The 20,471-nt window shown below is 66.6% G+C and carries 21 protein-coding genes and 1 pseudogene; 9 read left to right on the top strand and 13 right to left on the bottom strand.

Going from position 1 to position 20,471, the window contains the following annotated elements; all coding sequences use genetic code 11:
• Positions 1–51 precede the first annotated feature (51 nt).
• Entirely contained in the window at positions 52–909 is an 858-nt protein-coding gene (gene rpoH / locus CKO35_RS05095; protein WP_200173281.1) for an RNA polymerase sigma factor RpoH, read from the top strand.
• Positions 910–933: 24 nt separating this feature from the next.
• Here rpoH and ftsX read toward each other — a convergent pair whose 3' ends face one another.
• From ftsX to ftsY, 3 genes are read right to left on the bottom strand one after another with little or no spacing between them, the layout of a single operon-like run.
• Entirely contained in the window at positions 934–1,893 is a 960-nt protein-coding gene (gene ftsX, locus CKO35_RS05090) for a permease-like cell division protein FtsX (protein WP_200173280.1), read from the bottom strand.
• A complete protein-coding gene (gene ftsE, locus CKO35_RS05085) occupies positions 1,890–2,558 on the bottom strand; it encodes a cell division ATP-binding protein FtsE (protein WP_200173278.1) in 669 nt (222 codons plus the stop codon). The genes ftsX and ftsE overlap by 4 nt, the downstream gene beginning before the upstream one ends.
• Before the next feature lie 12 nt (positions 2,559–2,570).
• A complete protein-coding gene (gene ftsY / locus CKO35_RS05080) occupies positions 2,571–3,563 on the bottom strand; it encodes a signal recognition particle-docking protein FtsY (protein ID WP_242467036.1) in 993 nt (330 codons plus the stop codon).
• A 572-nt stretch (positions 3,564–4,135) separates the two neighbouring features.
• Here ftsY and CKO35_RS05075 point away from each other — a divergent pair.
• The 4 genes from CKO35_RS05075 to CKO35_RS05060 are packed head-to-tail and all read left to right on the top strand — an operon-like array spanning position 4,136 to position 8,355.
• The gene (locus tag CKO35_RS05075; RefSeq protein ID WP_200173276.1) at positions 4,136–5,512 is read left to right on the top strand and encodes a M16 family metallopeptidase; all 1,377 of its coding nucleotides are present in this window, start codon (positions 4,136–4,138) and stop codon (positions 5,510–5,512) included.
• 55 nt (positions 5,513–5,567) lie between these two features.
• The gene (locus CKO35_RS05070; protein ID WP_200173274.1) at positions 5,568–6,893 is read left to right on the top strand and encodes a M16 family metallopeptidase; all 1,326 of its coding nucleotides are present in this window, start codon (positions 5,568–5,570) and stop codon (positions 6,891–6,893) included.
• Positions 6,893–7,477 carry a 16S rRNA (guanine(966)-N(2))-methyltransferase RsmD gene (gene rsmD, locus CKO35_RS05065; protein WP_200173272.1) on the top strand — a complete coding sequence of 195 codons (585 nt, stop codon included), beginning with the start codon at positions 6,893–6,895 and terminating at the stop codon, positions 7,475–7,477. Before CKO35_RS05070 ends, rsmD begins: the two co-directional genes overlap by 1 nt.
• A complete protein-coding gene (locus CKO35_RS05060; protein ID WP_200173270.1) occupies positions 7,474–8,355 on the top strand; it encodes a fructosamine kinase family protein in 882 nt (293 codons plus the stop codon). The genes rsmD and CKO35_RS05060 overlap by 4 nt, the downstream gene beginning before the upstream one ends.
• Positions 8,356–8,383: 28 nt before the next feature.
• Here CKO35_RS05060 and CKO35_RS05055 read toward each other — a convergent pair whose 3' ends face one another.
• From CKO35_RS05055 to CKO35_RS18330, 6 genes and pseudogenes are all read right to left on the bottom strand, one after another.
• A complete protein-coding gene (locus tag CKO35_RS05055) occupies positions 8,384–10,438 on the bottom strand; it encodes a transglycosylase SLT domain-containing protein (protein WP_200173269.1) in 2,055 nt (684 codons plus the stop codon).
• 148 nt (positions 10,439–10,586) lie between these two features.
• A complete protein-coding gene (locus tag CKO35_RS05050) occupies positions 10,587–11,111 on the bottom strand; it encodes a pseudouridine synthase (RefSeq protein WP_200173385.1) in 525 nt (174 codons plus the stop codon).
• Positions 11,112–11,172: 61 nt separating this feature from the next.
• Positions 11,173–11,505, bottom strand: coding sequence for a HoxN/HupN/NixA family nickel/cobalt transporter (locus CKO35_RS17890; RefSeq protein ID WP_242467025.1), 333 nt, complete (start codon positions 11,503–11,505; stop codon positions 11,173–11,175).
• Positions 11,506–11,656: 151 nt separating this feature from the next.
• Positions 11,657–11,947, bottom strand: a pseudogene (locus tag CKO35_RS17885) (HoxN/HupN/NixA family nickel/cobalt transporter); the annotation flags it as partial.
• 203 nt (positions 11,948–12,150) lie between these two features.
• Complete coding sequence (locus CKO35_RS05040) at positions 12,151–12,819, bottom strand: DUF1007 family protein (RefSeq protein ID WP_200173267.1); 669 nt, start codon at positions 12,817–12,819, stop codon at positions 12,151–12,153.
• 29 nt (positions 12,820–12,848) lie between these two features.
• Positions 12,849–13,727 (bottom strand): 5'-3' exonuclease H3TH domain-containing protein, encoded by an 879-nt coding sequence (locus tag CKO35_RS18330; RefSeq protein WP_200173265.1) that lies wholly within the window; start codon positions 13,725–13,727, stop codon positions 12,849–12,851.
• Between the two features lie 108 nt (positions 13,728–13,835).
• Here CKO35_RS18330 and CKO35_RS05030 point away from each other — a divergent pair, with 108 nt between their 5' ends.
• Together CKO35_RS05030 and CKO35_RS05025 are read left to right on the top strand one after the other, a co-directional pair.
• Positions 13,836–14,090 (top strand): DUF6489 family protein, encoded by a 255-nt coding sequence (locus tag CKO35_RS05030; RefSeq protein WP_200173263.1) that lies wholly within the window; start codon positions 13,836–13,838, stop codon positions 14,088–14,090.
• Positions 14,091–14,171: 81 nt separating this feature from the next.
• The gene (locus CKO35_RS05025; RefSeq protein ID WP_200173261.1) at positions 14,172–15,152 is read left to right on the top strand and encodes a malate dehydrogenase; all 981 of its coding nucleotides are present in this window, start codon (positions 14,172–14,174) and stop codon (positions 15,150–15,152) included.
• 118 nt (positions 15,153–15,270) lie between these two features.
• Here CKO35_RS05025 and rimO read toward each other — a convergent pair whose 3' ends face one another.
• A complete protein-coding gene (gene rimO / locus CKO35_RS05020; RefSeq protein WP_200173259.1) occupies positions 15,271–16,626 on the bottom strand; it encodes a 30S ribosomal protein S12 methylthiotransferase RimO in 1,356 nt (451 codons plus the stop codon).
• A 131-nt stretch (positions 16,627–16,757) separates the two neighbouring features.
• Between rimO and rpmE the strand changes: the two genes are divergently transcribed.
• Positions 16,758–16,961: a 50S ribosomal protein L31 gene (rpmE, locus tag CKO35_RS05015; RefSeq protein ID WP_008931923.1), complete on the top strand. Its 204-nt coding sequence runs from the start codon at positions 16,758–16,760 to the stop codon at positions 16,959–16,961.
• A 15-nt stretch (positions 16,962–16,976) separates the two neighbouring features.
• A complete protein-coding gene (locus CKO35_RS05010) occupies positions 16,977–17,777 on the top strand; it encodes a thermonuclease family protein (RefSeq protein ID WP_242467024.1) in 801 nt (266 codons plus the stop codon).
• A gap of 135 nt (positions 17,778–17,912) precedes the next feature.
• On the opposite strand, the gene ubiT is transcribed toward CKO35_RS05010, so the two are convergent.
• The 3 genes from ubiT to CKO35_RS04995 all read right to left on the bottom strand — a co-directional run bounded on the left by ubiT (position 17,913) and on the right by CKO35_RS04995 (position 20,305).
• Positions 17,913–18,440, bottom strand: a complete 528-nt coding sequence (gene ubiT / locus CKO35_RS05005; protein WP_200173257.1) for a ubiquinone anaerobic biosynthesis accessory factor UbiT — start codon at positions 18,438–18,440, stop codon at positions 17,913–17,915.
• Between the two features lie 87 nt (positions 18,441–18,527).
• Positions 18,528–19,190 carry an N-acetylmuramate alpha-1-phosphate uridylyltransferase MurU gene (gene murU, locus CKO35_RS05000; protein WP_200173255.1) on the bottom strand — a complete coding sequence of 221 codons (663 nt, stop codon included), beginning with the start codon at positions 19,188–19,190 and terminating at the stop codon, positions 18,528–18,530.
• Positions 19,190–20,305 (bottom strand): aminoglycoside phosphotransferase family protein, encoded by a 1,116-nt coding sequence (locus CKO35_RS04995; protein WP_200173253.1) that lies wholly within the window; start codon positions 20,303–20,305, stop codon positions 19,190–19,192. Before CKO35_RS04995 ends, murU begins: the two co-directional genes overlap by 1 nt.
• Positions 20,306–20,471 lie beyond the last annotated feature (166 nt).

The following is a 20,471-nucleotide window of genomic DNA, read 5'->3' as shown; positions in this document are numbered from 1 at the left end:
CGAGTGCTAAACTCGCAGCATTCCGCTTGGAATTGGGGAGGACCGCAATCCATGACAACCGCATTGACTCCGGCAGCCAACCACCTTGCTGTCCCGGTCGGGGATCTGGACAGCTACATTTCGGCCGTCAACCGGTTGCCGGTACTGGAGGCCGAGGAAGAACAGGCCCTGGCCCGTCGCCTGCGGGACGAACAGGACCTTGAAGCCGCCCGCCAGCTGGTGATGCATAACCTGCGTTTCGTGGTGCACATCGCCCGCGGCTATTCCGGTTACGGCCTGAACCTGGGGGATCTGATCCAGGAGGGCAACATCGGCCTGATGAAGGCGGTCAAGCGCTTTGACCCGGACATGAACGTGCGCCTGATTTCCTTTGCCGTGCACTGGATCCGGGCCGAGATTCATGAATTCGTGCTGCGCAACTGGCGCATCGTCAAGGTGGCCACCACCAAGGCCCAGCGCAAGCTGTTTTTCAACCTGCGCGGCGCCAAGCAGCGTCTGGGCTGGTTCAGTCAGGACGAGGTGGAAACCGTGGCCAATGATCTGGGTGTCTCTGCCCGGGAGGTGGTGGAGATGGAGTCCCGCCTGGCCGGTCATGACGTGAGTTTCGATCCGGAGCCGGAAGACGAAGGCACCTATACCGCCGCCCCTGCCGATGTGCTGATGGACCAGGAGGGCGACCCGGCCATGCTGATGGAGCGTTCCGACTGGGACAGCTATCACCAGAGTCGTCTGCAGGCGGCCCTGGCGGCCCTGGACGAGCGCAGCCGGGCCATCCTGGCGCGCCGCTGGCTGGCGGAGGAGAAGGCCACCCTCCATGAACTGGCGGCGGAGTACGGAGTCTCGGCGGAGCGGATCCGGCAGCTGGAGAACAATTCCATCCGCAAGCTGCGGCAGGCGATGGCGGCGTAGCACCCGCTTGGGTTCAGGGCATACTTAGCGGGGTTCGATGTGACGCAGGTGCTGGTTCACCGTGATCCATGACCCCGCCAGTCCCAGCAGGGCACCCAGGCCAAGCAGGATCAGGGTGTTACGGAAACCCAGGCCATGGATGCGCCATTCCCCTCCGTAGAGCTGCGACAGGGTCTGCAACGGCCCGGACAGCAGCAGGGTGGTGATCGTCACGATCAACGCCGCCATCATGGCCCCACCCAGCCCCAGCCACAGCCCTCCATAAAGGAAGGGGCGACGGATGAAGGCGTCCGTGGCCCCCACCAGCTTGGCCACTTCGATCTCTTCCCGCCGATTCTGCACGTCCAGCCGGATGGTGTTGCCCACCACCACCAGCACCCCCAGACTCAGCAGCAGGGACAATATCAACGTGGAGCGTTGCAGCATTTCCATGATGGAGAACAGGCGCTGGACCCATTGCAGGTCCAGAAGCGCACGGGAAACCTCCGGGATGTTGTTCAGGGCATTGACCAGGCCTTCCATGGCCGCAGTGGAACGGTGATCCAGGGCCGGCGTCACCAGGATCAGGGGCGGCAGGGGGTTTTCTCCCAGGGTGTCCAGGGCTTCGGCAAAGCCGGAATGGGCACGGAATTCTTCCAGGGCCTGCACCCGGGTGACGGGCAGGGCTTCGGCCACGTCGGGACGCTGGGCCAGTCGGGTGGCCAGGGCCGGGAGCTGTTCGTCCGCCACGGAGTCCTGAAGAAATACGGATATCTGGGCCGTCTGCGACCATTGGGGGCTGACCTGTTGCAGATTGTCCAGCACCACATGGAACAGGGTCGGCAGGGTCAGGGCGACGGCGATCACCAGCAGGGTCAGGGCACTGGAAAAGGGGGCGCGGTAGAGCTTGCCCAGACTGAACACCAGTGCCCGCAGGTGGTTGATGGCGTAGGCCTGGAACCGGGCATGGACCGGCGGCAGGGTCAGGGCGCGGCGACGTCTCATGCCTCCGCCTCCCGGCGCTGCAGTCGTCCTTCGTGGAGATGCACCATGGGCTTGCCCAGGGACGAGATCAGATTCAGGTCGTGGCTGGCGATCATGACCGTGGTCCCCACCTGGTTGAAGCGCAAGAACAGCTGCATGATCTCCCGGGACAGGTGGGGGTCCAAGTTGCCGGTGGGTTCATCCGCCAGCAGGATGGCGGGCTTGTGGACCACTGCTCGGGCGATGCCCACCCGTTGCTGTTCGCCGGTGGACAGGGTGACGGGTTCTGCATTTTCCTTGTGCAGCAGCCCCACCTTGTCCAGGGCGGCTCGTACGCGGCGGGCGATTTCCTGTTGGCGGTAGCCCTGGATCACCAGGGGCAGGGCCACGTTGTCGAAGACGCTGCGGTCGTGGAGCAGGTGGTGATCCTGGAAGATGATGCCGATCTGGCGCCGGAAGTAGGGCACCTGACGGGCGGAGAGGGATTCCAGGTTCTGGCCGTTGACGACGATCTGGCCCCGGCTGGGGCGCTCGATCAGCGAGATGAGTTTGAGCAGGGTGCTCTTGCCGGCCCCGGAGTGGCCGGTGAGGAAGGCCATGGCGCCCCGGTCCAGGCTCAGGTTGATCCGGGACAGGGCTTCATGGCCGTTGGGATAGCGCTTGGTGACGTTGCGCAGCAGGATCATGGAAGCGCGGACCTAGTCCCGATCCGACAGCAAGGCCCTGGCAAAGTCTTCGGCATCGAACTCCCGCAGGTCCTCGATCTTTTCCCCCACGCCGATGAAACGCACCGGCACACCCAACCGCTCGGCGATGGCGAACAGGATGCCGCCCTTGGCGGTACCGTCCAGCTTGGTGACGGCGATGCCGGTGAGATCCATGGCCTGATGGAATTCCCGGGCCTGGTTGAGGGCGTTCTGGCCGGTGCCCGCGTCCACCACCAGCAGCACCTCGTGGGGTGCGTCGGGGGCCTGGCGCTGGATCACCCGCTTCACCTTCTTCAACTCATCCATCAGGTTGGACTGGGTGTGCAGACGGCCGGCGGTATCGGCGATGAGCACGTCCATGCCCCGGGCCTTGGCGGCCTGCCAGGCATCGAAGATCACCGACGCAGAATCCGCACCCTGGCCCTGGGAGATCACCGTGGCCTGGTTGCGCTCGCCCCAGGTCTGCAGCTGCTCCACCGCGGCGGCCCGGAAGGTGTCACCGGCCGCCAGCATGACCGACTTGCCCTGCCGGCGCAGATGATGGGTGAGCTTGCCGATGGTGGTGGTCTTGCCGGCACCGTTGATGCCCAGCACCAGGATCACATAAGGCTTTTTCCCGGCGTCGATCACCAGAGGCTTCTGCACCGGCTTGAGCACGTCCACCATGGCCCCTTCCAGGGCCTTGACCAGGGCCTCGGCATCCTTGAGTTCCTTGCGGGCGACGCGCCGGGTGAGACCTTCCAGGATGGTTTCCGTGGCTTCGATGCCCACGTCGGCCATGAGCAGCCGGGTCTCCAGTTCTTCCAGCAGCTCGTCGTCGATGATCTTCTTGCCCAGGACCAGACCCGCCATGCCCTCGGTGAGGGTGGAGGAGGTCTTGGACAGTCCCTTGCGCAGGCGGGAGAACAGGCCTGATTTCGAGGTTTCCTCCCCCGTATCGGCCTTTTCGCCCTTTTCAGCCTCCGCCCGCTTGTGGGTCTCCATGCCGGGGGATGCCGGGTCCGGGGTTTTCGGCAGGCCGGTCGGCATTACCGGGGGGCTGGGTTCGGGCTTGATCCCCGGCACAGTTTTCAGGGCCACCGGGGGCGCTGTCGTAGCCGGTGCCGTCGTCGGCCTGGGTGTTTGTGTTTCCACTCCGGGAACGGCCGGCTCGATCACCGGTGTCCTGGCGGGTTCCTGCTGCCTGGCGGCCGGCTCTATCGCCGGTGCCTTGGCGGGTTCCTGCTGCCTGGCGACCGGCTCGATCACCGGTGCTGCCGGCGGCGTCACCACCGGCGCGGGCGTTTCGGCGGCGGGAGCCTTCGGCGGGGCTTCGGCAGGTGTCGATGGTGCCGTTTCGGGCCGAGGCACGGCCTTGCCCCGGTCCCTGGTGGACCTGATACCCTCGGGGGGCCTGATGATCTCAAGCCCCTCGATGATTTCCAGGGACTCCACGGGCTCGACAGCCTGCTTGGGCTGATCTACGGGCTTTTTCTTCTTGCGGAAACCGAACATGCGCTGAGGAGGTCTACGGTGTTCAAGAACGCACATCCTACCACTGAGGGACGTCTGCCGAAATGAAACATAAGATACCGCGCATAGGTCTGTTGCTGCTCCTGCTGGTGCCGCTCTGGCTCCAGGCCGATGAGAGGAGTCATGTCCATGAGTTCATGCTGGATAACGGCATGAAAGTGCTGGTGCTGCCGGATGCGCGGGCGCCGGTGATCACCTCCATGGTCTGGTACCGGGTGGGTTCCAGCCATGAACATGGGGGCATCACCGGGATCTCCCATGCCCTGGAGCACATGATGTTCAAGGGTACCGAGGCCCATCCCGCCGGGGAGTTTTCCCGCATCATCGCCGCCCTGGGCGGCCGGGAGAATGCCTTTACCAGCCGGGACTACACGGCCTATTTCCAGCAACTGGCCGCCGAACATCTGGAAACGGCCCTGAAGCTGGAAGCCGACCGGATGCAGCATCTGGCCCTGCCGGAAGATGAGTTCATCCAGGAGATGCGGGTGGTGCGGGAGGAGCGGCGCCTGCGCACCGAGGACAATCCCAATGCCCTGACCTTCGAGCACTTCAATGCCGTCGCCTGGCTGAGCAGCCCCTACGGGATTCCGGTCATCGGCTGGATGGTGGACATCGACGAATACACGGTGGCCGATCTGCGGGACTGGTATGACCGCTGGTATGCCCCCAACAACGCCATCCTGGTGGTGGTGGGCGACGTGGAGCCTGAGGCCGTGCACGACCTGGCCAGGAACCATTTCGGCTCCATCCCGGCGCGGGATCTGCCGGCGGTGAAATCCCGCACCGAGACCCCGCAACTGGGTGAACGTCGGATCACTGTGCGGGCGCCGGCACGGGTGCCCTATCTTTTGATGGGTTACAAGGTGCCCGTGATCATGACCGCCGAGGAGGACTGGGTGCCCTACGCCCTGCAGGTGGCCGCCGGGGTGCTGGATGGGGGCGAGAGTGCCCGTTTTGCCCGGGAGCTGGTGCGTGAACGGGAACTGGTGGCCGCGGCCGGGGCCGGTTACAGCCCTCTGTCACGGTTGGATACCCTGTTCATGCTCAGTGCCACGCCATCCGCCGGGGTGGACCAGGCCGATGTGGAGGCCGCCCTCACCGAAGCCCTGGAACGCCTGAAGGACGAGCCGGTCAGCGCCGCCGAACTGGAGCGGGTGAAGGCCCAGGTGGTGGCCAGGGAGGTCTATCGCCGGGATTCCATCCAGGGGCAGGCCATGAGTCTGGGAATGCTGGAGAGCGTGGGGTTGCCGTGGCAGCTGGGGGACGAGTTTGCCGAACGCATCCGGGCGGTGACGCCGGAACAGGTACAGGCGGTGGCCCGGCGCTATTTCGATGTGGATCGGCGCACGGTGGCCTGGCTGGACCCACTGCCCATTGATCCCGAGGATCCGCCGGGGTATTTCGAAGGCCATCTGCGTTGATTTCCGATTCGCAAGTGCGCGCTACGCGCGATTTTCACGATAAAGGAACCCTGACATGACGATATTTTCCCGCCTGTCACGTCCCGGCTGGACGGGTCTGCTCCTGCTGGTGCTGCTCGTGCCCATGACGGCCCCGGCCGCCTCCACGGTCCAGCACTGGGAGACGGAGAACGGTCTCAAGGTCTATTTCGTGCCTTCTCCGGCCCTGCCCATGGTGGATGCCCGGCTGGTGTTCAATGCCGGCAGTGCCCGGGACGGTGATCACCCCGGCCTGGCCCGCCTGACCAACACCCTGCTGCGGGACGGCGCCGGTGACTGGGATGCCGACACCATTGCCGAGCGCTTCGAAGGGGTGGGCGCCCAGTTCGGGTCCAGCTCCGAGCGGGACATGGCCATCCTCAATCTGCGCAGCCTGACCGAGCCCGACTGGCTGGAGACGGCGGTGGAGACCTTCGTCACCGTGGTGGGCGATCCCGTGTTTTCCCAGCGGGGTCTGGACCGGGCCCGGCGCCAGGCCCTGGTCTCCCTGCAGGCCCAGCAGCAGAACCCGGGGGCCATTGCCGGTCGCACCTTCTTCGAGACGGTCTATGCCGGGCATCCCTATGCCCATTCCCCCCTGGGCACCGAGGACGGGCTGGCCGGCATCACCCCGGCACAGCTGAAGACCTTCCATCAGACCTACTATGTGGCCCGTAACGGCATCCTGGCCCTGGTGGGCGGGCTGGACCGGTCCCAGGCCGAGGCCCTGGCCGAACGCATCGCCGCCGCCCTGCCGGCGGGGGAGGCGGCCCCGGCCCTGCCCGAGGTGGCCATGCCCGAGGAAGGGCGGACCATCCGGGTGAGCTTTCCTTCCGAGCAGGTCCATGTCTTCATGGGCCATCCCGGGATGGCCCGGGGGGATGCGGACCATTTCCCCCTGTATGTGGGCAATCATCGCCTGGGTGGGGGCGGTTTCACCTCCCGGCTGATGGAGGAGGTCCGCACCCAGCGGGGCCTGGCCTACAGCGTCTACAGCTATTTCTCGCCCATGGCGGCGGCGGGGCCGTTCCTGATGGGGGTGCAGACCCAGGCTTCTCAGGCGGATGAGGCGGTGGCGGTGATGCGCCGGACCCTGGAGGACTTTGTGGCCTCGGGGCTGGACGAGGATGAACTCAAGGCCGCCCAGTCCAATATCGTCGGCGGTTTCCCCCTGCGCACCGCCAGCAATTCGGGCATTCTGGATCATGTGGCGATGATGGGCTTTTACGGCCTGCCGCTGGATTATCTGGACACCTTCACCGATCAGGTGGAGGCCCTGGATCCGGCTACGGTGAACGAGGCCTTCGGGCGCCGGGTGGATCCGGGCCGTCTGGTGACGGTCATCGTCGGTGGGGAGGGTTGATGCAGGCCCGTGTATCGAAGCCGCCCCGGCGCGGTGCGCCGGGGCGATTGCGCATCATCGGCGGCGACTGGCGCAGTCGGCGACTGTCGGTGCCCGATGGTCCCGGCCTGCGCCCCACCCCGGACCGGGTACGGGAAACCCTGTTCAACTGGCTGCAGCCGGTGGTCCAGGGCGCCCGCTGTCTGGACCTGTTTGCCGGCAGTGGGGCACTGGGGTTCGAGGCCGCCTCCCGGGGGGCATCGCGGGTGGTGATGGTGGAACGGGATGCCCGGGTGGCCGCCCACCTCAGGACCCAGGTGGAAATCCTGGAGACGGACCGGGTCCAGGTCATGGCGCGGGATGGGCTGGCCTATCTGGCCGCCTGTGACGAATCCTTCGACCTGGTGTTTCTGGACCCGCCCTACGGCAAGGGGCTGTTGCCCGATTGTCTGGCGCATCTGGGCCGTCCCGGTCTGCTGCGGCCCGGGGCGCGCCTGTATCTGGAGCAGGCCCTGTCGGAGCCGGAGACGGAACTGCCGGCAGGGTGGACGGTGTTGCGGGAGACCCGTGCCGGAGAGGTGTTCGGCAGGCTGGTGGCCCCGTGACCCTGTTGCCCGCCCTGTGCGACGAGATCAGCCGGGCCTCCGGCAGCCCCTTTGTGCTCCGGGACCGGCGCGGCGCGGCCGGGGGATGCATCAACGAAACCGCCGTGCTGCAGGGGCAGGACGGTCGTGGCTTTTTCGTCAAGCTCAATCGCCCCGATCTGGCCCACATGTTCGCCGCCGAGGCGGAAGGCCTGCTGGCCCTGCGGACGCCGGGGGCGATCCGGGTGCCCGAGCCCCTGTGCCACGGGGTGGTGGAGGGGCGCAGCTTCCTGGTGATGGAGCATGTGCCCCTGGGGGGGCCGTCGCGCCCGGCCCTGTTCGGGGAGCAGTTGGCGGCGTTGCACCGGCATGTGGCCCCCCGCTTCGGGTGGCACCGGGACAACACCATCGGCAGTACCCCCCAGATCAACACCTGGTGTGACGACTGGGTGATGTTTTATCGGGAGCATCGGCTGGGTTTCCAGATCCGTCGGGCCGCGAAGGCCGGGGGCGGGGCGGGCCTGATCGACGCCGTGGAGCGGTTGATGGAGGGATTGCCGGCCCTGTTTCCGGGCTACCGTCCCGTGGCTTCAGTGCTGCACGGGGATCTGTGGAGCGGCAACCACGACACCGACCGGGAGGGCCGGCCGGTGATCTTCGATCCGGCGGTGTATCACGGCGACCGGGAGGCCGACGTGGCCATGACCGAGCTGTTCGGCGGTTGCGGCCCCGAGTTCTATGCCGCCTACGAGTCCGTCTGGCCCCTGGACCCGGGTTACCGGGTGCGGCGGGATCTGTACAACCTTTATCACCTGCTCAATCACTTCAACCTGTTCGGCGGGGGGTATGCCGGACAGTCGGAGCGGGTGGCCCGACGGTTGCTGGCGGAGGTGGGGTGACGGTGGTTTTCCGGGCAGGCGAAATGGCTCACAGGCAGGGCGTGTCCGTATAGCCCGGGGCATCACAGTAGGTATTCACCGCCGGGCGGCCGCCGTTGGCGCCACTCCAGCGGACCTGATGCCTCACCTGAGACTGGCTCAGACGGGCGGCCGGCGTCACCGGAGGCAGGATGCTGCTCAGGGTGGTGGGGTTCATGCCCAGGCGCACTTCGTACAGGATCTTGTAGGCCAGCACCCGCTTGACGTAATCCCGGGTCTCGGAGAACGGGATCAGTTCGGCCCAGACATCGGCCGGGACTTCCTCGTCCTGGGGCAGCCATGAGCGCACGCGACCAGCACCGGCATTATAGGCCGCCGTGGAAAGCATGGGATGGCCGCCGAAGTTGTCCAGGTTGCGGCGCAGATAGTAGGTGCCGATGCTCACGTTCAGGCCGGGGTCCAGCAGCTGCATGGGGTTGCTGACCGTGGCGCCCACGTGGGGGGCCATGGCACGACCGGTATCCGGCATGATCTGCATCAGCCCCAGGGCGCCGGCATGGGAACGGGCGTCCTGCATGAAGGCGCTTTCCTGGCGGGCCACCGCCATGGCCCAGGCCGGATTGATGCCCTGGACCGTGGCCTTTTCCATGATCAGGGGGGCATGGGCCAGGGGGAAACGCAGGTCGATGTCGTCAAAACGCTGGGCGCGGGCGGCGGCGAAGATGGCCCGGTCATGCCAGCCGATCTGTCCGGCGATCAGGGCCAGTGCCTCCAGGTCTTCCCGGTCCCGCTGCTGCAGGCGATTCTGCAGGTGTATCCATTCCCGCCGGGCGTCGATGAGGCGGCCCAGGGCGAGCATTTCCAGGGAGCGGGCCAGCCCCGGGTCCTCACTCACCCGCGCCATGCGGTCGGGGGTGACGTCCAGCGGACGGTGGCCGATGCGGTAGGGGCGTTCCAGGCGGTCGGCGGCGAGGAAGCCGTAGAAATTGCGTTCCTCGCTGACGCCGTTGTAGAGGGCCCGTGCGCCCTTGCGATCTCCCATCTGTTCCAGGGCTCGGGCATGCCAGTAACGCCAGGCGGCTTCCTGCCGGGCCTCGCCGCTCATGCGGGTGACGGCCTTGGCCACGGTCTCCCAGTCGCCCTTGGCCAGGGCGGCCCGGAGCTGCCATTGTCGCAGCAGGTCATCGAACACCGCATCGGGCAGGGTGGCCAGATAGGGCAGGGCGTCCTGTTTTTCCCTCAGGGTCAGGCGCAGGGCGATGAAGCGCTGGGTCTCGTAGGCGTCTTCCCGGGCCATGCCCCAGTTGCGCCGGTCGGACTCCCACAGGGTCAGGGCCTCGCGGGGGTCGCGCCGGGCCAGCCGGTTGAAGCTCTGGGCAATGGCATCGCGGGCACCCGGGTGGGCATCTGCCCGCCACTGGATGCGGGCAAGGCCGGCGGGGTCTTCGTAAAGACTGAGCCAGCGGTCGGCCCACACCCGGTCACTTTCGGGCATGTAGCGGCGCAGGTAGCGGGCCAGGCCGGGCTGGCCGGCCTCCATCGCCAGCCGGAAGCGCTCCCAGGCGAGCTGGGGTGTCAGACGGCCTGCCTCCCGCCAGGCGTTGAACACCGGATCGCACTCGCTGACCTGGGAGCGCCCCACCAGCCAGAGGGTTTCCACGCCGTCCAGGGCCTGGTCACGGCGACCGGTCCTGAGCAGGGCGTTGTGGTACTGGCAGGCGTAGGTGGCGCCGAGGCCGTCCTGGTAATGGCGCAGGTAGTCTTCCCAGCGACCCTGCCCGGCCAGATGGCCGAGCCAGCGGGTGCGCAGGCGCTGACCCAGGGGACTGTCTCCCCAGCGTTCCAGGAACCGGTCCATCTCGTCCGTCTGGATCTGGGGGAAGCGGGCGTTCAGGTCGGCGTGGATCAGGTAGGGCAGCAGGGCGTAGTCCTGCAGCTCCCGCACGCCCTGCTGGAAGGCGGCGCGATTGCCCTGCTGCAGGGCACGTTCCGTTTGCACGAAACGTTCGCGCTGGGCGTCGGTGCCGGTGGTGAGGGCCGTGGCCGGGCCGGACAGGAGGATCAGCAGCGGGAGCAGGTAGCCCGTCAGACGGCGCGATGACATGGATGGAACCCCTTCCGGGTGGACCGGCGTAGGCGTGGGGGAATGGCGTGCTTTGGATCTTCTCGGCGTATTCCGAACCCTTCTCAAGATGCGACTTTAAAGTGGCAATCCCGGGTCGTGCAAGGGGTGGCTTGCCGTTGCTGGATCTTCAGGCCTCCCGCCACTGTCCCGGCGCCAGTCCGTCCAGGGTCCAGGTGCCGATCCGGTGGCGGATCAGGCGCAGGGTGGGGTGGCCCACCGCGGCGGTCATGCGCCGTACCTGCCGGTTGCGGCCTTCATGGATGGTCAGTTCCAGCCAGGTGACCGGGATGTGGCGGCGTTCACGGATGGGCGGGTCCCGCGGCCAGAGTCCCGCCGGTTCATCCATGATCCGTACCTCGGCCGGTCGGGTCGGGCCGTCCTTGAGCAGCACCCCCATTGCCAGGGTGTGGAGGGCCTTTGGGTCCGGCACCCCTTCCACCTGCACCCAGTAGGTCTTGCCCATGTGATGGGCCGGATCGGTGATGCGGGCCTGCAGGCGACCATTGTTGGTCAGCACCACCAGACCCTCGCTGTCCCGGTCCAGTCGGCCGGCGGCGTAGACGCCGGGGACGGGAACGAAGTCGCCCAGGGTGCGACGCCCCTGACCGTCGGTGAACTGGGTGAGGACGTCGTAGGGCTTGTTCAGCAGAATGACGCGGGTTGCGGGGTTGCGTGACGGCCGGACGACGGGTCGCCGGGGAGGTGGTCCGGTTCTAGAGGCCAAGGGGATGGCTCCCCGCGCTGCCCAGGCTGCCGGCGAGCAGCATCAGGCCCAGGCCCAGGATCAGCAGTCCGCCCATGAGGGTGATGGTCTGGCCCGCCCAGGCCATGGCCCGGTATTCGCCGCCGCCCGCCAGTCGGACTGCCAGATGGCGGGCCTTGACGGCCAGGATGGCCAGGGCGGACACGGTGATGGCCGTGCCCAGGGACATGGCCAGGACAGCGAAGATGCCCGCCAGCCACAAGCCCAGCAGATGGGCGGCCGCCAGCACCAGGATGGCGCCGGTGCAGGGCCGGATGCCCACTGCCACGATGGTGGCGATCATGGCGGACAGGCTGCCCGCCTCGGCGGCCTGCCGGGGGGGCGATGGTGAGGGGTTGCAGCCGGATTGGCGCCGGTGCCGGCGCCCGGTACAGGCGCAGATAACCACGCATTGCCCGCAGGCTGAGCCAGGCCCCCAGCAAGGCCACCAGGGCAAAGCTGATTTGCTCCAGCAGGTAGGCCCGGCCCATGGCTTCACGGGCGGCCATGCCGGCGATGAGCAGGACGCCGGATACCAGCGCAATGGCGGTGATTCCCTGCAGCATGGCCGAGGCAAAGGACAGGCTCAGGGCGCGTCGCAGGTGCTGGCGGTGGGTGAGCAGGTAGGTGGTGATCACGGCCTTGCCGTGGCCGGGGCCGGCGGCATGGAAGATGCCGTAGAGAAAGCTCACCAGAATCAGCGCCCCCGCACTGGCGGGGCCGGGGTTTTCCCTTACCTGCTGCATGCCATCGGCCAGCCGGCGGTGCAGCTGGCGCTGCTGGGTGATGACCCAGGCCACCATGCGATCCCGCAGGCCGGCTTGTGACGGAGCTTCGTCCTCGAACAGCATCAACGGCTGAGCGGGCGCGCTGGGCGGCGGTCCGCCCCCGGTCAGCGCCGAGGCGTGGACGTGCAGGGGCAGCAGCAGGGCCGCCAGACAGAGGATGATCAGTCGGTGCATCGGATTTCAGCCCGTTCGGCAAAGTGCTTGCCCAGATCCGCGTCGCCGGTCTGGTCGTAATCCAGGGCCATGGCCCTGGCCACCATGACCGGGTCGGGTCGGGGCTGACGGATGCGGATCTCGCAGCGCTCCGAGCCGCCCTCCAGATGGGGCACGGTGTTTTCGGCGTGCAGGATTTCAATGAAATAGGTGGGATCGAAGACGGCATAGCGCAATGGTGCCCGGACCGGGTCCACGGGCTGGTGGAAATGCAAGCTGAAGCTCAGTGCCAGGCGCCCGTTGATCTCCTTCAAGGTCGGGTTTTCGGCGCGCACGTCGCGGATGACCTGTTCACCGTGATGGATTTCGGTGAAGAAGTGGTAGTCGGTGAGGTTCTCGATCACCTGCCGGGCGATGTCGGCCAGTTTTTCTTCCCGGGTATCGCCGGCGGCGTTGTGGGCCATCTCGTCCAGCAGGAAGACGCTGTAGAAGGGGTCCATCAGCCAGGTCTGGTGCAGCCGGGTGACGTGCCCGGACCCATCGAACACGGCGGTGACCTCCAGGTCGATCCAGGCATGGGGATGGGCACCGGCCGGGCCGGCGGGCAAGGCCAGCCCGGCCAGGAGCAGCAGGCAGCAGAGGCAGTGCAGGGGGCGTGTGAGGCCTGGGTGTGACATGGTTGCAAACTTGCCTGAAATGCGTCGGGTTATAGGGACAGCGGCCGGGCGGTCGGGGTTCCCGCCAGGCCGAGTTCTCCGTGCAGGGAGTGCCATCGGTCCTCGTCGCCGGGGCCGGGCCGCAGGTCCAGGCCGTCGGGCAGCGGTATCCCGCAATGGATGCCCGTCAGCCGCCGGGCCAGGCGCACCGTGTCCTGGTGGGTTTCGATCAGCGCCATCAGCCGCCTGGCGCCGCGGATGGGCATGTGGCCCACGGCCGGGATGTCCGTCAGCAGGGCCTCCAGGGTGTCGGTGCGCCGGAGCAGACGGGCCGCGGTACTCATGCCCACGCCGGGGATGCCGGGGATGTTGTCCACCTTGTCGCCGGCCAGGGCCAGCTGGTCCGCCACCTGGTCCGGACGGACGCCGAGCAGCTTGCGGATGCCGTCGGGGTCCAGGCGCCGGTTTCGGCGCGGGTCCCACCACAGGTCGCCGTCATGCACCAGCTGGGCCAGATCCTTGTCGCCGGTGGCCAGGATGACCGCGCGTCCCGCACGGCGTTCACGGTCGGCCAGGGTGCCGATGAGGTCGTCCGCCTCGAACTCCCGGCTGGACAGGGTGGTCAGGCCGCAGGCATCCAGCAGTTCACGGCAAAGCAGGAACTGGCGTTTCAGGGCCTCCGGCGCCGGCGGCCGGTGGGCCTTGTAGGGGGGGTAGATGGACTGGCGGTAGTGCCTGCCCAGGCTTTCGTCGAAGGCGAAGGCAATCCGCTCGGGACGTTCTTCCCGCATCAGGGTGCGGACGAAATTCATGAAGCCCACCACCGCGTTCACCGGTTGACCCCGTGGGCAGGTGAGGGTGTCGGGCAGGGCGAACCAGGCGCGGAAGATGAAGATGCTGGTGTCGACAAGGTAGGTGGGCGTGTTCACGGCTCGATTGTATCAGGACGGACAGCGGGGTATGGCTTCAAGTAAGGGCGATATCTGTTACCTTGCAGTAACCCCAAAAACCGCCGTCTGTCCGGCGAAGGAGTTGTCATGAAGGTGACCGTAGAGCTGGATGCCACCCCGGAAGAACTGCGTGCCTTTCTCGGGCTGCCCGATGTGGCGCCGCTGCAGAAGGAGATGATGGACGACCTGTCCCGGCGCATCCGCGAGGGCCAGCAGGGTTACGAGGCCCTGGCCCTGATGCAGCCCATGTTGCAGAGCGGCATCGCCAACATGGACGCCATGCAGAAGATGTTCTGGCAGGCGTTTACCCAGAGTGCCGGTGATGCCGACAAGAAGAAATGACCTACCGGTGCGCGGGGTTGCTTTCTGCTAGAATTCCGCCCTTGTTCATCCCATCCCATCGAGTACTCTGGAGGTAGTTTCATGAAGAACCCCGTGCGCGTTGCCGTCACCGGCGCGGCTGGCCAGATCTCCTACAGCCTCTTGTTCCGCATCGCCTCCGGCGACATGCTCGGCAAGGATCAGCCCGTCATTCTGCAGCTGCTGGAAATCACCCCGGCCATGGACGCCCTGCGCGGCGTGGTAATGGAGCTGGAAGACTGCGCCTTCCCGCTGCTGGCCGGTACCGTGATCTCCGACAAGCCGGAAGAGGCCTTTGCCGATGCGGATTACGCCCTGCTGGTGGGTGCCCGTCCCCGTGGTCCGGGCATGGAGCGCAAGGACCTGCTGGAAGCCAATGCGGCCATCTTCTCCGTGCAGGGCAAGGCCCTGAACGCGGTGGCCAGCCGTCAGGTGAAGGTGCTGGTGGTGGGCAATCCCGCCAATACCAATGCCCTGATCGCCCAGCGCAATGCGCCGGATCTGGATCCGCGCAACTTCACCGCCATGACCCGTCTGGATCACAACCGTGCCCTGGCCCAGCTGGCCGGCAAGACCGGTGCCGCCACCACGGACATCCGTCAGATGATCATCTGGGGCAACCACTCCGCCACCCAGTATCCGGACATCAGCCAGGCCTCCGTGAAGGGTGACGCCGCTGCCGGTCTGGTGCCCCGTGACTGGTATGAAACCGACTTCATTCCCACCGTGCAGCAGCGCGGTGCCGCGATCATCAAGGCCCGTGGTGCTTCTTCCGCCGCTTCCGCCGCCAGTTCCGCCATTGATCACATCCGTGACTGGGCCCTGGGTACGCCGGATGGCGACTGGGTGAGCATGGCCGTGCCTTCCGACGGCAGTTACGGCATCGAGGAAGGTCTGATCTACTCCTTCCCCGTCACCTGCAGGAATGGTGATTACAGCATCGTGCAGGGGCTGGAGATCGATGCATTCAGCCGCGAGCGCATGACCGTGACCGAGCAGGAGCTGCGGGAAGAGCGCGACGGCGTGGCGCATCTGCTGCCCTGACGGTGTGTCGCCCCCCTTGTCTCCTTGGGGGAGAAGGGGGGCGTTCGGGATTTTTCAATGTCCGTGACTGGATTCCCGCGTTCGCGGGAATGACGATGTGCAAGGGAGTGACGGGTCTTTAATTTGCCGGACCGGCACTCCCCTCTGTTTGCCGGGCAAACAGGTCATGTTCCGAGGCGTCGATGATCTCCACGTCGGCCCAGTCTCCGGGACGCAATGCTTCCCCGTCTTCCACGAAGACAAGACCGTCGATCTCCGGGGCGTCCGCGCTGGAGCGGGCAATGGCGGTGCCGTCCTCATCCAGATCGTCCACCAGAACCCGCATCCGCCGCCCCACCTTCTCCGCCAGCCGGGTCTCGCTGATCCCGGCCTGAACCTCCATGAATCGGGCCATGCGCGCCTCCTTGACCGCCTCGGGTACCGTGCCGGGCAGGTCGTTGGCGGGGGCGCCGTCCACCGGCGAATAGGTGAAGCAGCCCACCCGGTCCAGCCGGGCCTCGCGGATGAAGTCCAGCAGGGTCTCGAAGTCTTCGTCCGTTTCTCCCGGAAAACCGACGATGAAGGTGCTGCGCAGGGTGATGTCCGGGCAGACCTCCCGCCATTGCCGGATTCGCTCCAGTACCCGTTCCGCGGCCGCCGGTCGGCGCATGGCCTTGAGGACGCGGGGACTGCCGTGCTGCAGGGGGATGTCCAAGTAGGGCAGGATACGCCCATCCGCCATCAGCGGGATCAGGTCATCCACGTGGGGGTAGGGGTAGACATAGTGCATTCGCACCCAGACCCCCAGGCTGCCCAGGGCCTCGGCCAGGCTCTGGATGTGGGTGCGCAGGGGCTTGCCGCCCCAGAACCCGGTGCGGTATTTCACGTCCACCCCGTAGGCACCGGAGTCCTGGGAGATGACCAGCAACTCCTTGACGCCGGCGGCCACCAGATTCTCGGCTTCCTGCATCACCTCGCCCACGGGGCGGCTGACCAGATCGCCGCGAAAGCGGGGGATGATGCAGAAGCTGCAGTGGTGATTGCAGCCCTCGGAGATCTTCAGGTAGGCAAAATGCCGGGGCGTGAGGCGCACGCCCTGGGGCGGCACCAGGCTCTCGAAGGGGGCATGGGGGGCGGGCAGATGGGCGTGCACCGCCGTCATGACCTGTTCGTAGGCATGGGGGCCGGAGACGGACAGCACGTTCGGGAAGCGGTCGCGGATCCTGTCGGCGTCCGCGCCCAGGCAGCCGGTGACGATCACCCGGCCGTTTTCCGCCAGGGCCTCGCCGATGGCGTCCAGGGATTCGGTGACGGCGGCGTCGATGAAGCCGCAGGTGTTGACCACCACCAGGTCGGCATCGGCATAGCTGGGAGAGACGCCGTAACCTTCGGCGCGGAGCTGGGTGAGGATGCGCTCGGAGTCGGACAGGGCCTTGGGGCAACCCAGGCTGATGAAACCGACGCGGGGAGGGATGGCAGTGGAAAGCTGGTTCACGGATGACTCGCAAAAGGGGCGGCGGGGTGGCCAAAAGGGCAGTCCATCCTCGCGCGCCTTGTATCTGATGGGAGCATGCAGTATATTGCCGCTCTTTTCTTGGCGCTATACAGGCTTTCGAGGGTGCTTTCATGAAGGCGGATATCCATCCCGATTATCACGATGTCACCGTGAGCTGCAGCTGCGGTAACACGTTCACCACCCGTTCCACCCAGGCCGGTGACAGCCTGCAGGTGGAAGTATGCTCCGCCTGCCATCCGTTCTATACCGGCAAGCAGAAGATCGTCGATACGGCCGGCCAGGTGGACAAGTTCCGTCGTCGCTACGGAATGTAAGATCGGGCCGGATTCATGGCTCGATTGCACGGTTTGAAGACAAGGGCGCTGCTGGTCGGCGCCCTTGTTGCGTCCATGGCGGGCATGGCCCAGGCCGTGACCCTGCCGGAATCCTGCGGTGGACCGGCGGGCCGGGTGGAGCAGGCGCGGGTCAACCACGTCCATGACGGGGATACCGTGCGTCTCTCCGACGGCACCCGGGTGCGCATGATCGGTCTGGACACCCCGGAGATCTTCTGGCGGGAGAACAGCGCCGAACCCTTCGGCCACGAGGCCAGGGATGCCCTGATCGAGATCCTGGAGGCCCACGACCACCAGGTATTGCTGGTGCATGACCGGGAGCGGCAGGACCGCTACCAGCGGCGTCTGGCCCATCTGTTCACCCCGGACGGCAGATCCATCCATGCCGAACTACTGGCCCGTGGGCTGGCGGTGGCGCTGACCATCCCTCCCAATGACTGGAATCTGCAGTGCTACCGGGATGCGGAGGCCCAGGCCCGTGATGCCGGGCTGGAGATCTGGGAGCAGGAACACCTGCGGGTGTTTGCCGCCCGGGAGCTGCCTCCGGGCAGCGAGGGGTTTCGTCTGGTGGAGGGACGGGTGGTGCGTCTGGGGGAGAGCCAGCGTTCCCACTGGATCAATCTGGAGGGCAATGTGGCCTTCCGGATCGACCATGAGGACATGATCCATTTCCCGGGGCTTGATCTGGCGACGTTGCAAGGCCGTCAGGTGATGGGGCGGGGAATCGTCTACAACCACCAGGGGCAGCCGCGCATCCGCATCCGGCATCCTGCCGATCTGCAGATCCTGGACTGAAGCCCGCTCCCGTTTCCCCCCGAGGCCGGTTACGGTCCCGTGGTGGGCGCGGACCCTGGTGGCGAAGGGGGCGTTGATTCGCCCCCGCATTCGCCGGCGGGCCGGCTCCCACGGCGTGGCCGGGCGGCTTTCCCGTCAGTGGCTGGTGGGGTGGAGGCCGCCGGGCAGGTAACGCCCCAGACCCAGGTGGCTGAGCATCTTCACGGCCTTGGCGCCGGCCCGTTTTCCCAGTACCGCGTGGATGTGGCTTTCCCAGTCCGGTTCCGCGGTGTCCAGCAGGTTCTTGAGGTACAGGCCTGCCTCGGTTTCCCCTTCCAGATCCAGCCGGCGACTGAAGAACAGGGTGTCCGGGTCTTCGCTGCGCGTGGCCAGGCGCCAGAAATCTTCCAGACGACCCCGGATGCGCACATCCCAGTCATTCGGGCTCTTGCAGTCCCAATGGGTGACGCCACCGTCCTTGACCCGGAAACAGATGCTGCCGGCGTGATCGGTCACCGCCAGGCAGATGCGCTTGCCTTCCAGCGGACCCAGTTCATCCGCGGCGGGCTGGCCCTTGAGAACGTGGTTCATCAGGGCGGAGAATACCCGGGTGTGGACGGCATCCGGCAGCAGACGAAGGCCGACGCCCAGGGGCAGCAGGATGGGAGGCTTGGGAAGGTGCATGGCGATACCTGTGACTGTCTCGGTATGACGGAATATTCCTGGTAGCCCGAAATTCTAGCCCGTATCGAGGCCGGGCGGCCAGCCCCGTCACGGCCTGCCGGGCAGGGCATTCAGGGCCCGCAGTCGCTCCACCGTGCCCACATCCTGCCAGACCCCGGTGTGATGCCGACCGCTGACCCGGCCCAGGGCCATGGCCGTGCGCAGCAGGGGCGCCAGTGGAAAACGCCCGGGCCGGCAGCCTGAGAACAGTGCGTGACGATACCAGCCGATGCCCGCGAAGGTGAGGCGGGGAAGGCCTTCCGCCAGCACCCTGTCGTCCATGAGCCGGAAGTCTCCAGCTCCGTGATGGGGAGGATTGTCCACCAGGATCAGATGGGCCAGATCGTCCCCCGCCATGGTTGGCGGGTTCAGGGGATGATCCGTCCAGATATCGCCGTTGATCACCAGGAAAGGGTCTGATTCCAGCAGGGGCAGTGCCTGAAGGATGCCGCCGCCGGTTTCCAGGGCCACATCCTCCCGTGAATAGTGGATACGCAGCCCCCAGGCGCTACCGTCTCCCAGGTGGGCGCGGATCTGTTCGCCCAGATGGGCCAGATTGATCACGATATCCTGATAGCCCGCGGTCCGGAGCCGCGACAGATGGTGCTCAATCAGGGGGCGTCCGGCCACCGTGAGCAGGGGTTTGGGGGTGTGGTCGGTGAGGGGGCGCATCCGTTCGCCCCGGCCCGCCGCCAGGATCATGGCATGCATCAGGGGCCTCTCCGTGTCGGGGGCATTGAGGCCGGGGGCAGCAGGATTGCGGCCTGCCCCGACTTGCGCGAGGGTTCCCAGGGCTGGTGCATGCCGTTGCGGGACAGTGCCAGCCGGTGGTCGTGGGGCAGGTGGGTGTCATACCAGGCCCGGACGGGTGCCAGGGCCGGGTGGGCCAGTTCCTGTTCCAGCAGGCGCCACAGTCGCGGCAGGTGACGCAGATAGGCCGGCTTGGCATCCCGCCGCCACAGCCGGGTGAAGATGCCGATGATCTTGGTGGTGCGCTGGGCTCCCAGAATCCAGAAACTGTCGTCCAGGGCGGTGGCATCCAGGCCGGGGAAGGCGTCCCGGTAGCGCGCCATCATGGCCTCGGCCACGCCGGGGTCCACGTCCCGCCGGGCATCCCGCAGCAGGGATACCAGGTCATAGGCGGGCGAGCCGATGAGCGCGTCCTGGAAGTCCAGCAGGCCGCAGGCGGCCACCCCCTGACGACCGGGCAGGACCATCAGGTTGTCCACATGGTAGTCCCTCATGACCAGGGTATGGGGCAGGGCGGTGGTCTGGGGCAGGATGTCTTTCCAGGCCGTGATGAAGTCCCGGCGGATTGCCTCGGGACAGCGCTCGCCCATCGCCTCGGGCCAGTACCAGTCCAGCAGCAACAGGGCCTCGTTGAGCAGTACGGCTTCACTGTAGGCTTCGATCCGGTGGCCGTGGTGATGGCTCCAGCCGCGGTGCAGGGCGATCAGGGCGTCCGTGGCCAGGCGGTAGAGCCCGTGCTCGTCGGCGCCGTCGGCGAGGGCGCGGCTGAAGGTGTGATCACCGAAATCTTCCAGCAGCATAAAGCCCTGTTCGGCATCAAGGCCATGGATGCGCGGGGCGCTCAGGCCCAGTTCAAGGAGGAGTCTTGCGACGCGCGCAAAGTCGTCGGCGGATTCCCGGTCCGGGGGGGCATCCATGATCACCCAGCTGCGGTTGTATTCCCACAGCCGGTAATAGCGCCGGAAGCTGGCGTCGGCGGACAGTAGCCGGGGCATGGGGGTGTCTTCCCCGATCATTCCCCGCAGCCAGGCATGCAGATTGGCGCGTCGGGTATTGGGGGTGGCACTGGTTTTCATCAGTATGCAGGGCGGGTTCCGGTGGGGGAGCCTCATTATTGCATGCCTGCCGGCTTCGCCAAGGGCTGGTTCGCGATTGCGGAGGGTTTCCACCGGACCCTATACTGCAGGGCAATATCCGGTACGTTTCAAGCACGCATCGCTTACGATGCGGAAGGTATGCTGC

It is taken from the genome of Ectothiorhodospira shaposhnikovii (assembly GCF_016584105.1).
GTDB lineage: Bacteria > Pseudomonadota > Gammaproteobacteria > Ectothiorhodospirales > Ectothiorhodospiraceae > Ectothiorhodospira > Ectothiorhodospira shaposhnikovii.
Note: the sequence above shows the minus strand (reverse complement) of the source record. Positions and strands in the feature narration are given on the sequence as shown.

Excerpts from the sequence above, each read along its gene's own strand:
- rpoH (WP_200173281.1), top strand. The coding sequence starts at position 52 with ATGACAACCGCATTGACTCCGGCAGCCAACCACCTTGCTGTCCCGGTC.
- ftsX (WP_200173280.1), bottom strand. The coding sequence starts at position 1,893 with ATGAGACGTCGCCGCGCCCTGACCCTGCCGCCGGTCCATGCCCGGTTC.
- ftsE (WP_200173278.1), bottom strand. The coding sequence starts at position 2,558 with ATGATCCTGCTGCGCAACGTCACCAAGCGCTATCCCAACGGCCATGAA.
- ftsY (WP_242467036.1), bottom strand. The coding sequence starts at position 3,563 with ATGGAGACCCACAAGCGGGCGGAGGCTGAAAAGGGCGAAAAGGCCGAT.
- CKO35_RS05075 (WP_200173276.1), top strand. The coding sequence starts at position 4,136 with ATGAAACATAAGATACCGCGCATAGGTCTGTTGCTGCTCCTGCTGGTG.
- CKO35_RS05070 (WP_200173274.1), top strand. The coding sequence starts at position 5,568 with ATGACGATATTTTCCCGCCTGTCACGTCCCGGCTGGACGGGTCTGCTC.
- rsmD (WP_200173272.1), top strand. The coding sequence starts at position 6,893 with ATGCAGGCCCGTGTATCGAAGCCGCCCCGGCGCGGTGCGCCGGGGCGA.
- CKO35_RS05055 (WP_200173269.1), bottom strand. The coding sequence starts at position 10,438 with ATGTCATCGCGCCGTCTGACGGGCTACCTGCTCCCGCTGCTGATCCTC.
- CKO35_RS17890 (WP_242467025.1), bottom strand. The coding sequence starts at position 11,505 with ATGATCGCCACCATCGTGGCAGTGGGCATCCGGCCCTGCACCGGCGCC.
- CKO35_RS05040 (WP_200173267.1), bottom strand. The coding sequence starts at position 12,819 with ATGTCACACCCAGGCCTCACACGCCCCCTGCACTGCCTCTGCTGCCTG.
- CKO35_RS05030 (WP_200173263.1), top strand. The coding sequence starts at position 13,836 with ATGAAGGTGACCGTAGAGCTGGATGCCACCCCGGAAGAACTGCGTGCC.
- CKO35_RS05025 (WP_200173261.1), top strand. The coding sequence starts at position 14,172 with ATGAAGAACCCCGTGCGCGTTGCCGTCACCGGCGCGGCTGGCCAGATC.
- rpmE (WP_008931923.1), top strand. The coding sequence starts at position 16,758 with ATGAAGGCGGATATCCATCCCGATTATCACGATGTCACCGTGAGCTGC.
- CKO35_RS05010 (WP_242467024.1), top strand. The coding sequence starts at position 16,977 with ATGGCTCGATTGCACGGTTTGAAGACAAGGGCGCTGCTGGTCGGCGCC.
- ubiT (WP_200173257.1), bottom strand. The coding sequence starts at position 18,440 with ATGCACCTTCCCAAGCCTCCCATCCTGCTGCCCCTGGGCGTCGGCCTT.
- murU (WP_200173255.1), bottom strand. The coding sequence starts at position 19,190 with ATGCATGCCATGATCCTGGCGGCGGGCCGGGGCGAACGGATGCGCCCC.
- CKO35_RS04995 (WP_200173253.1), bottom strand. The coding sequence starts at position 20,305 with ATGAAAACCAGTGCCACCCCCAATACCCGACGCGCCAATCTGCATGCC.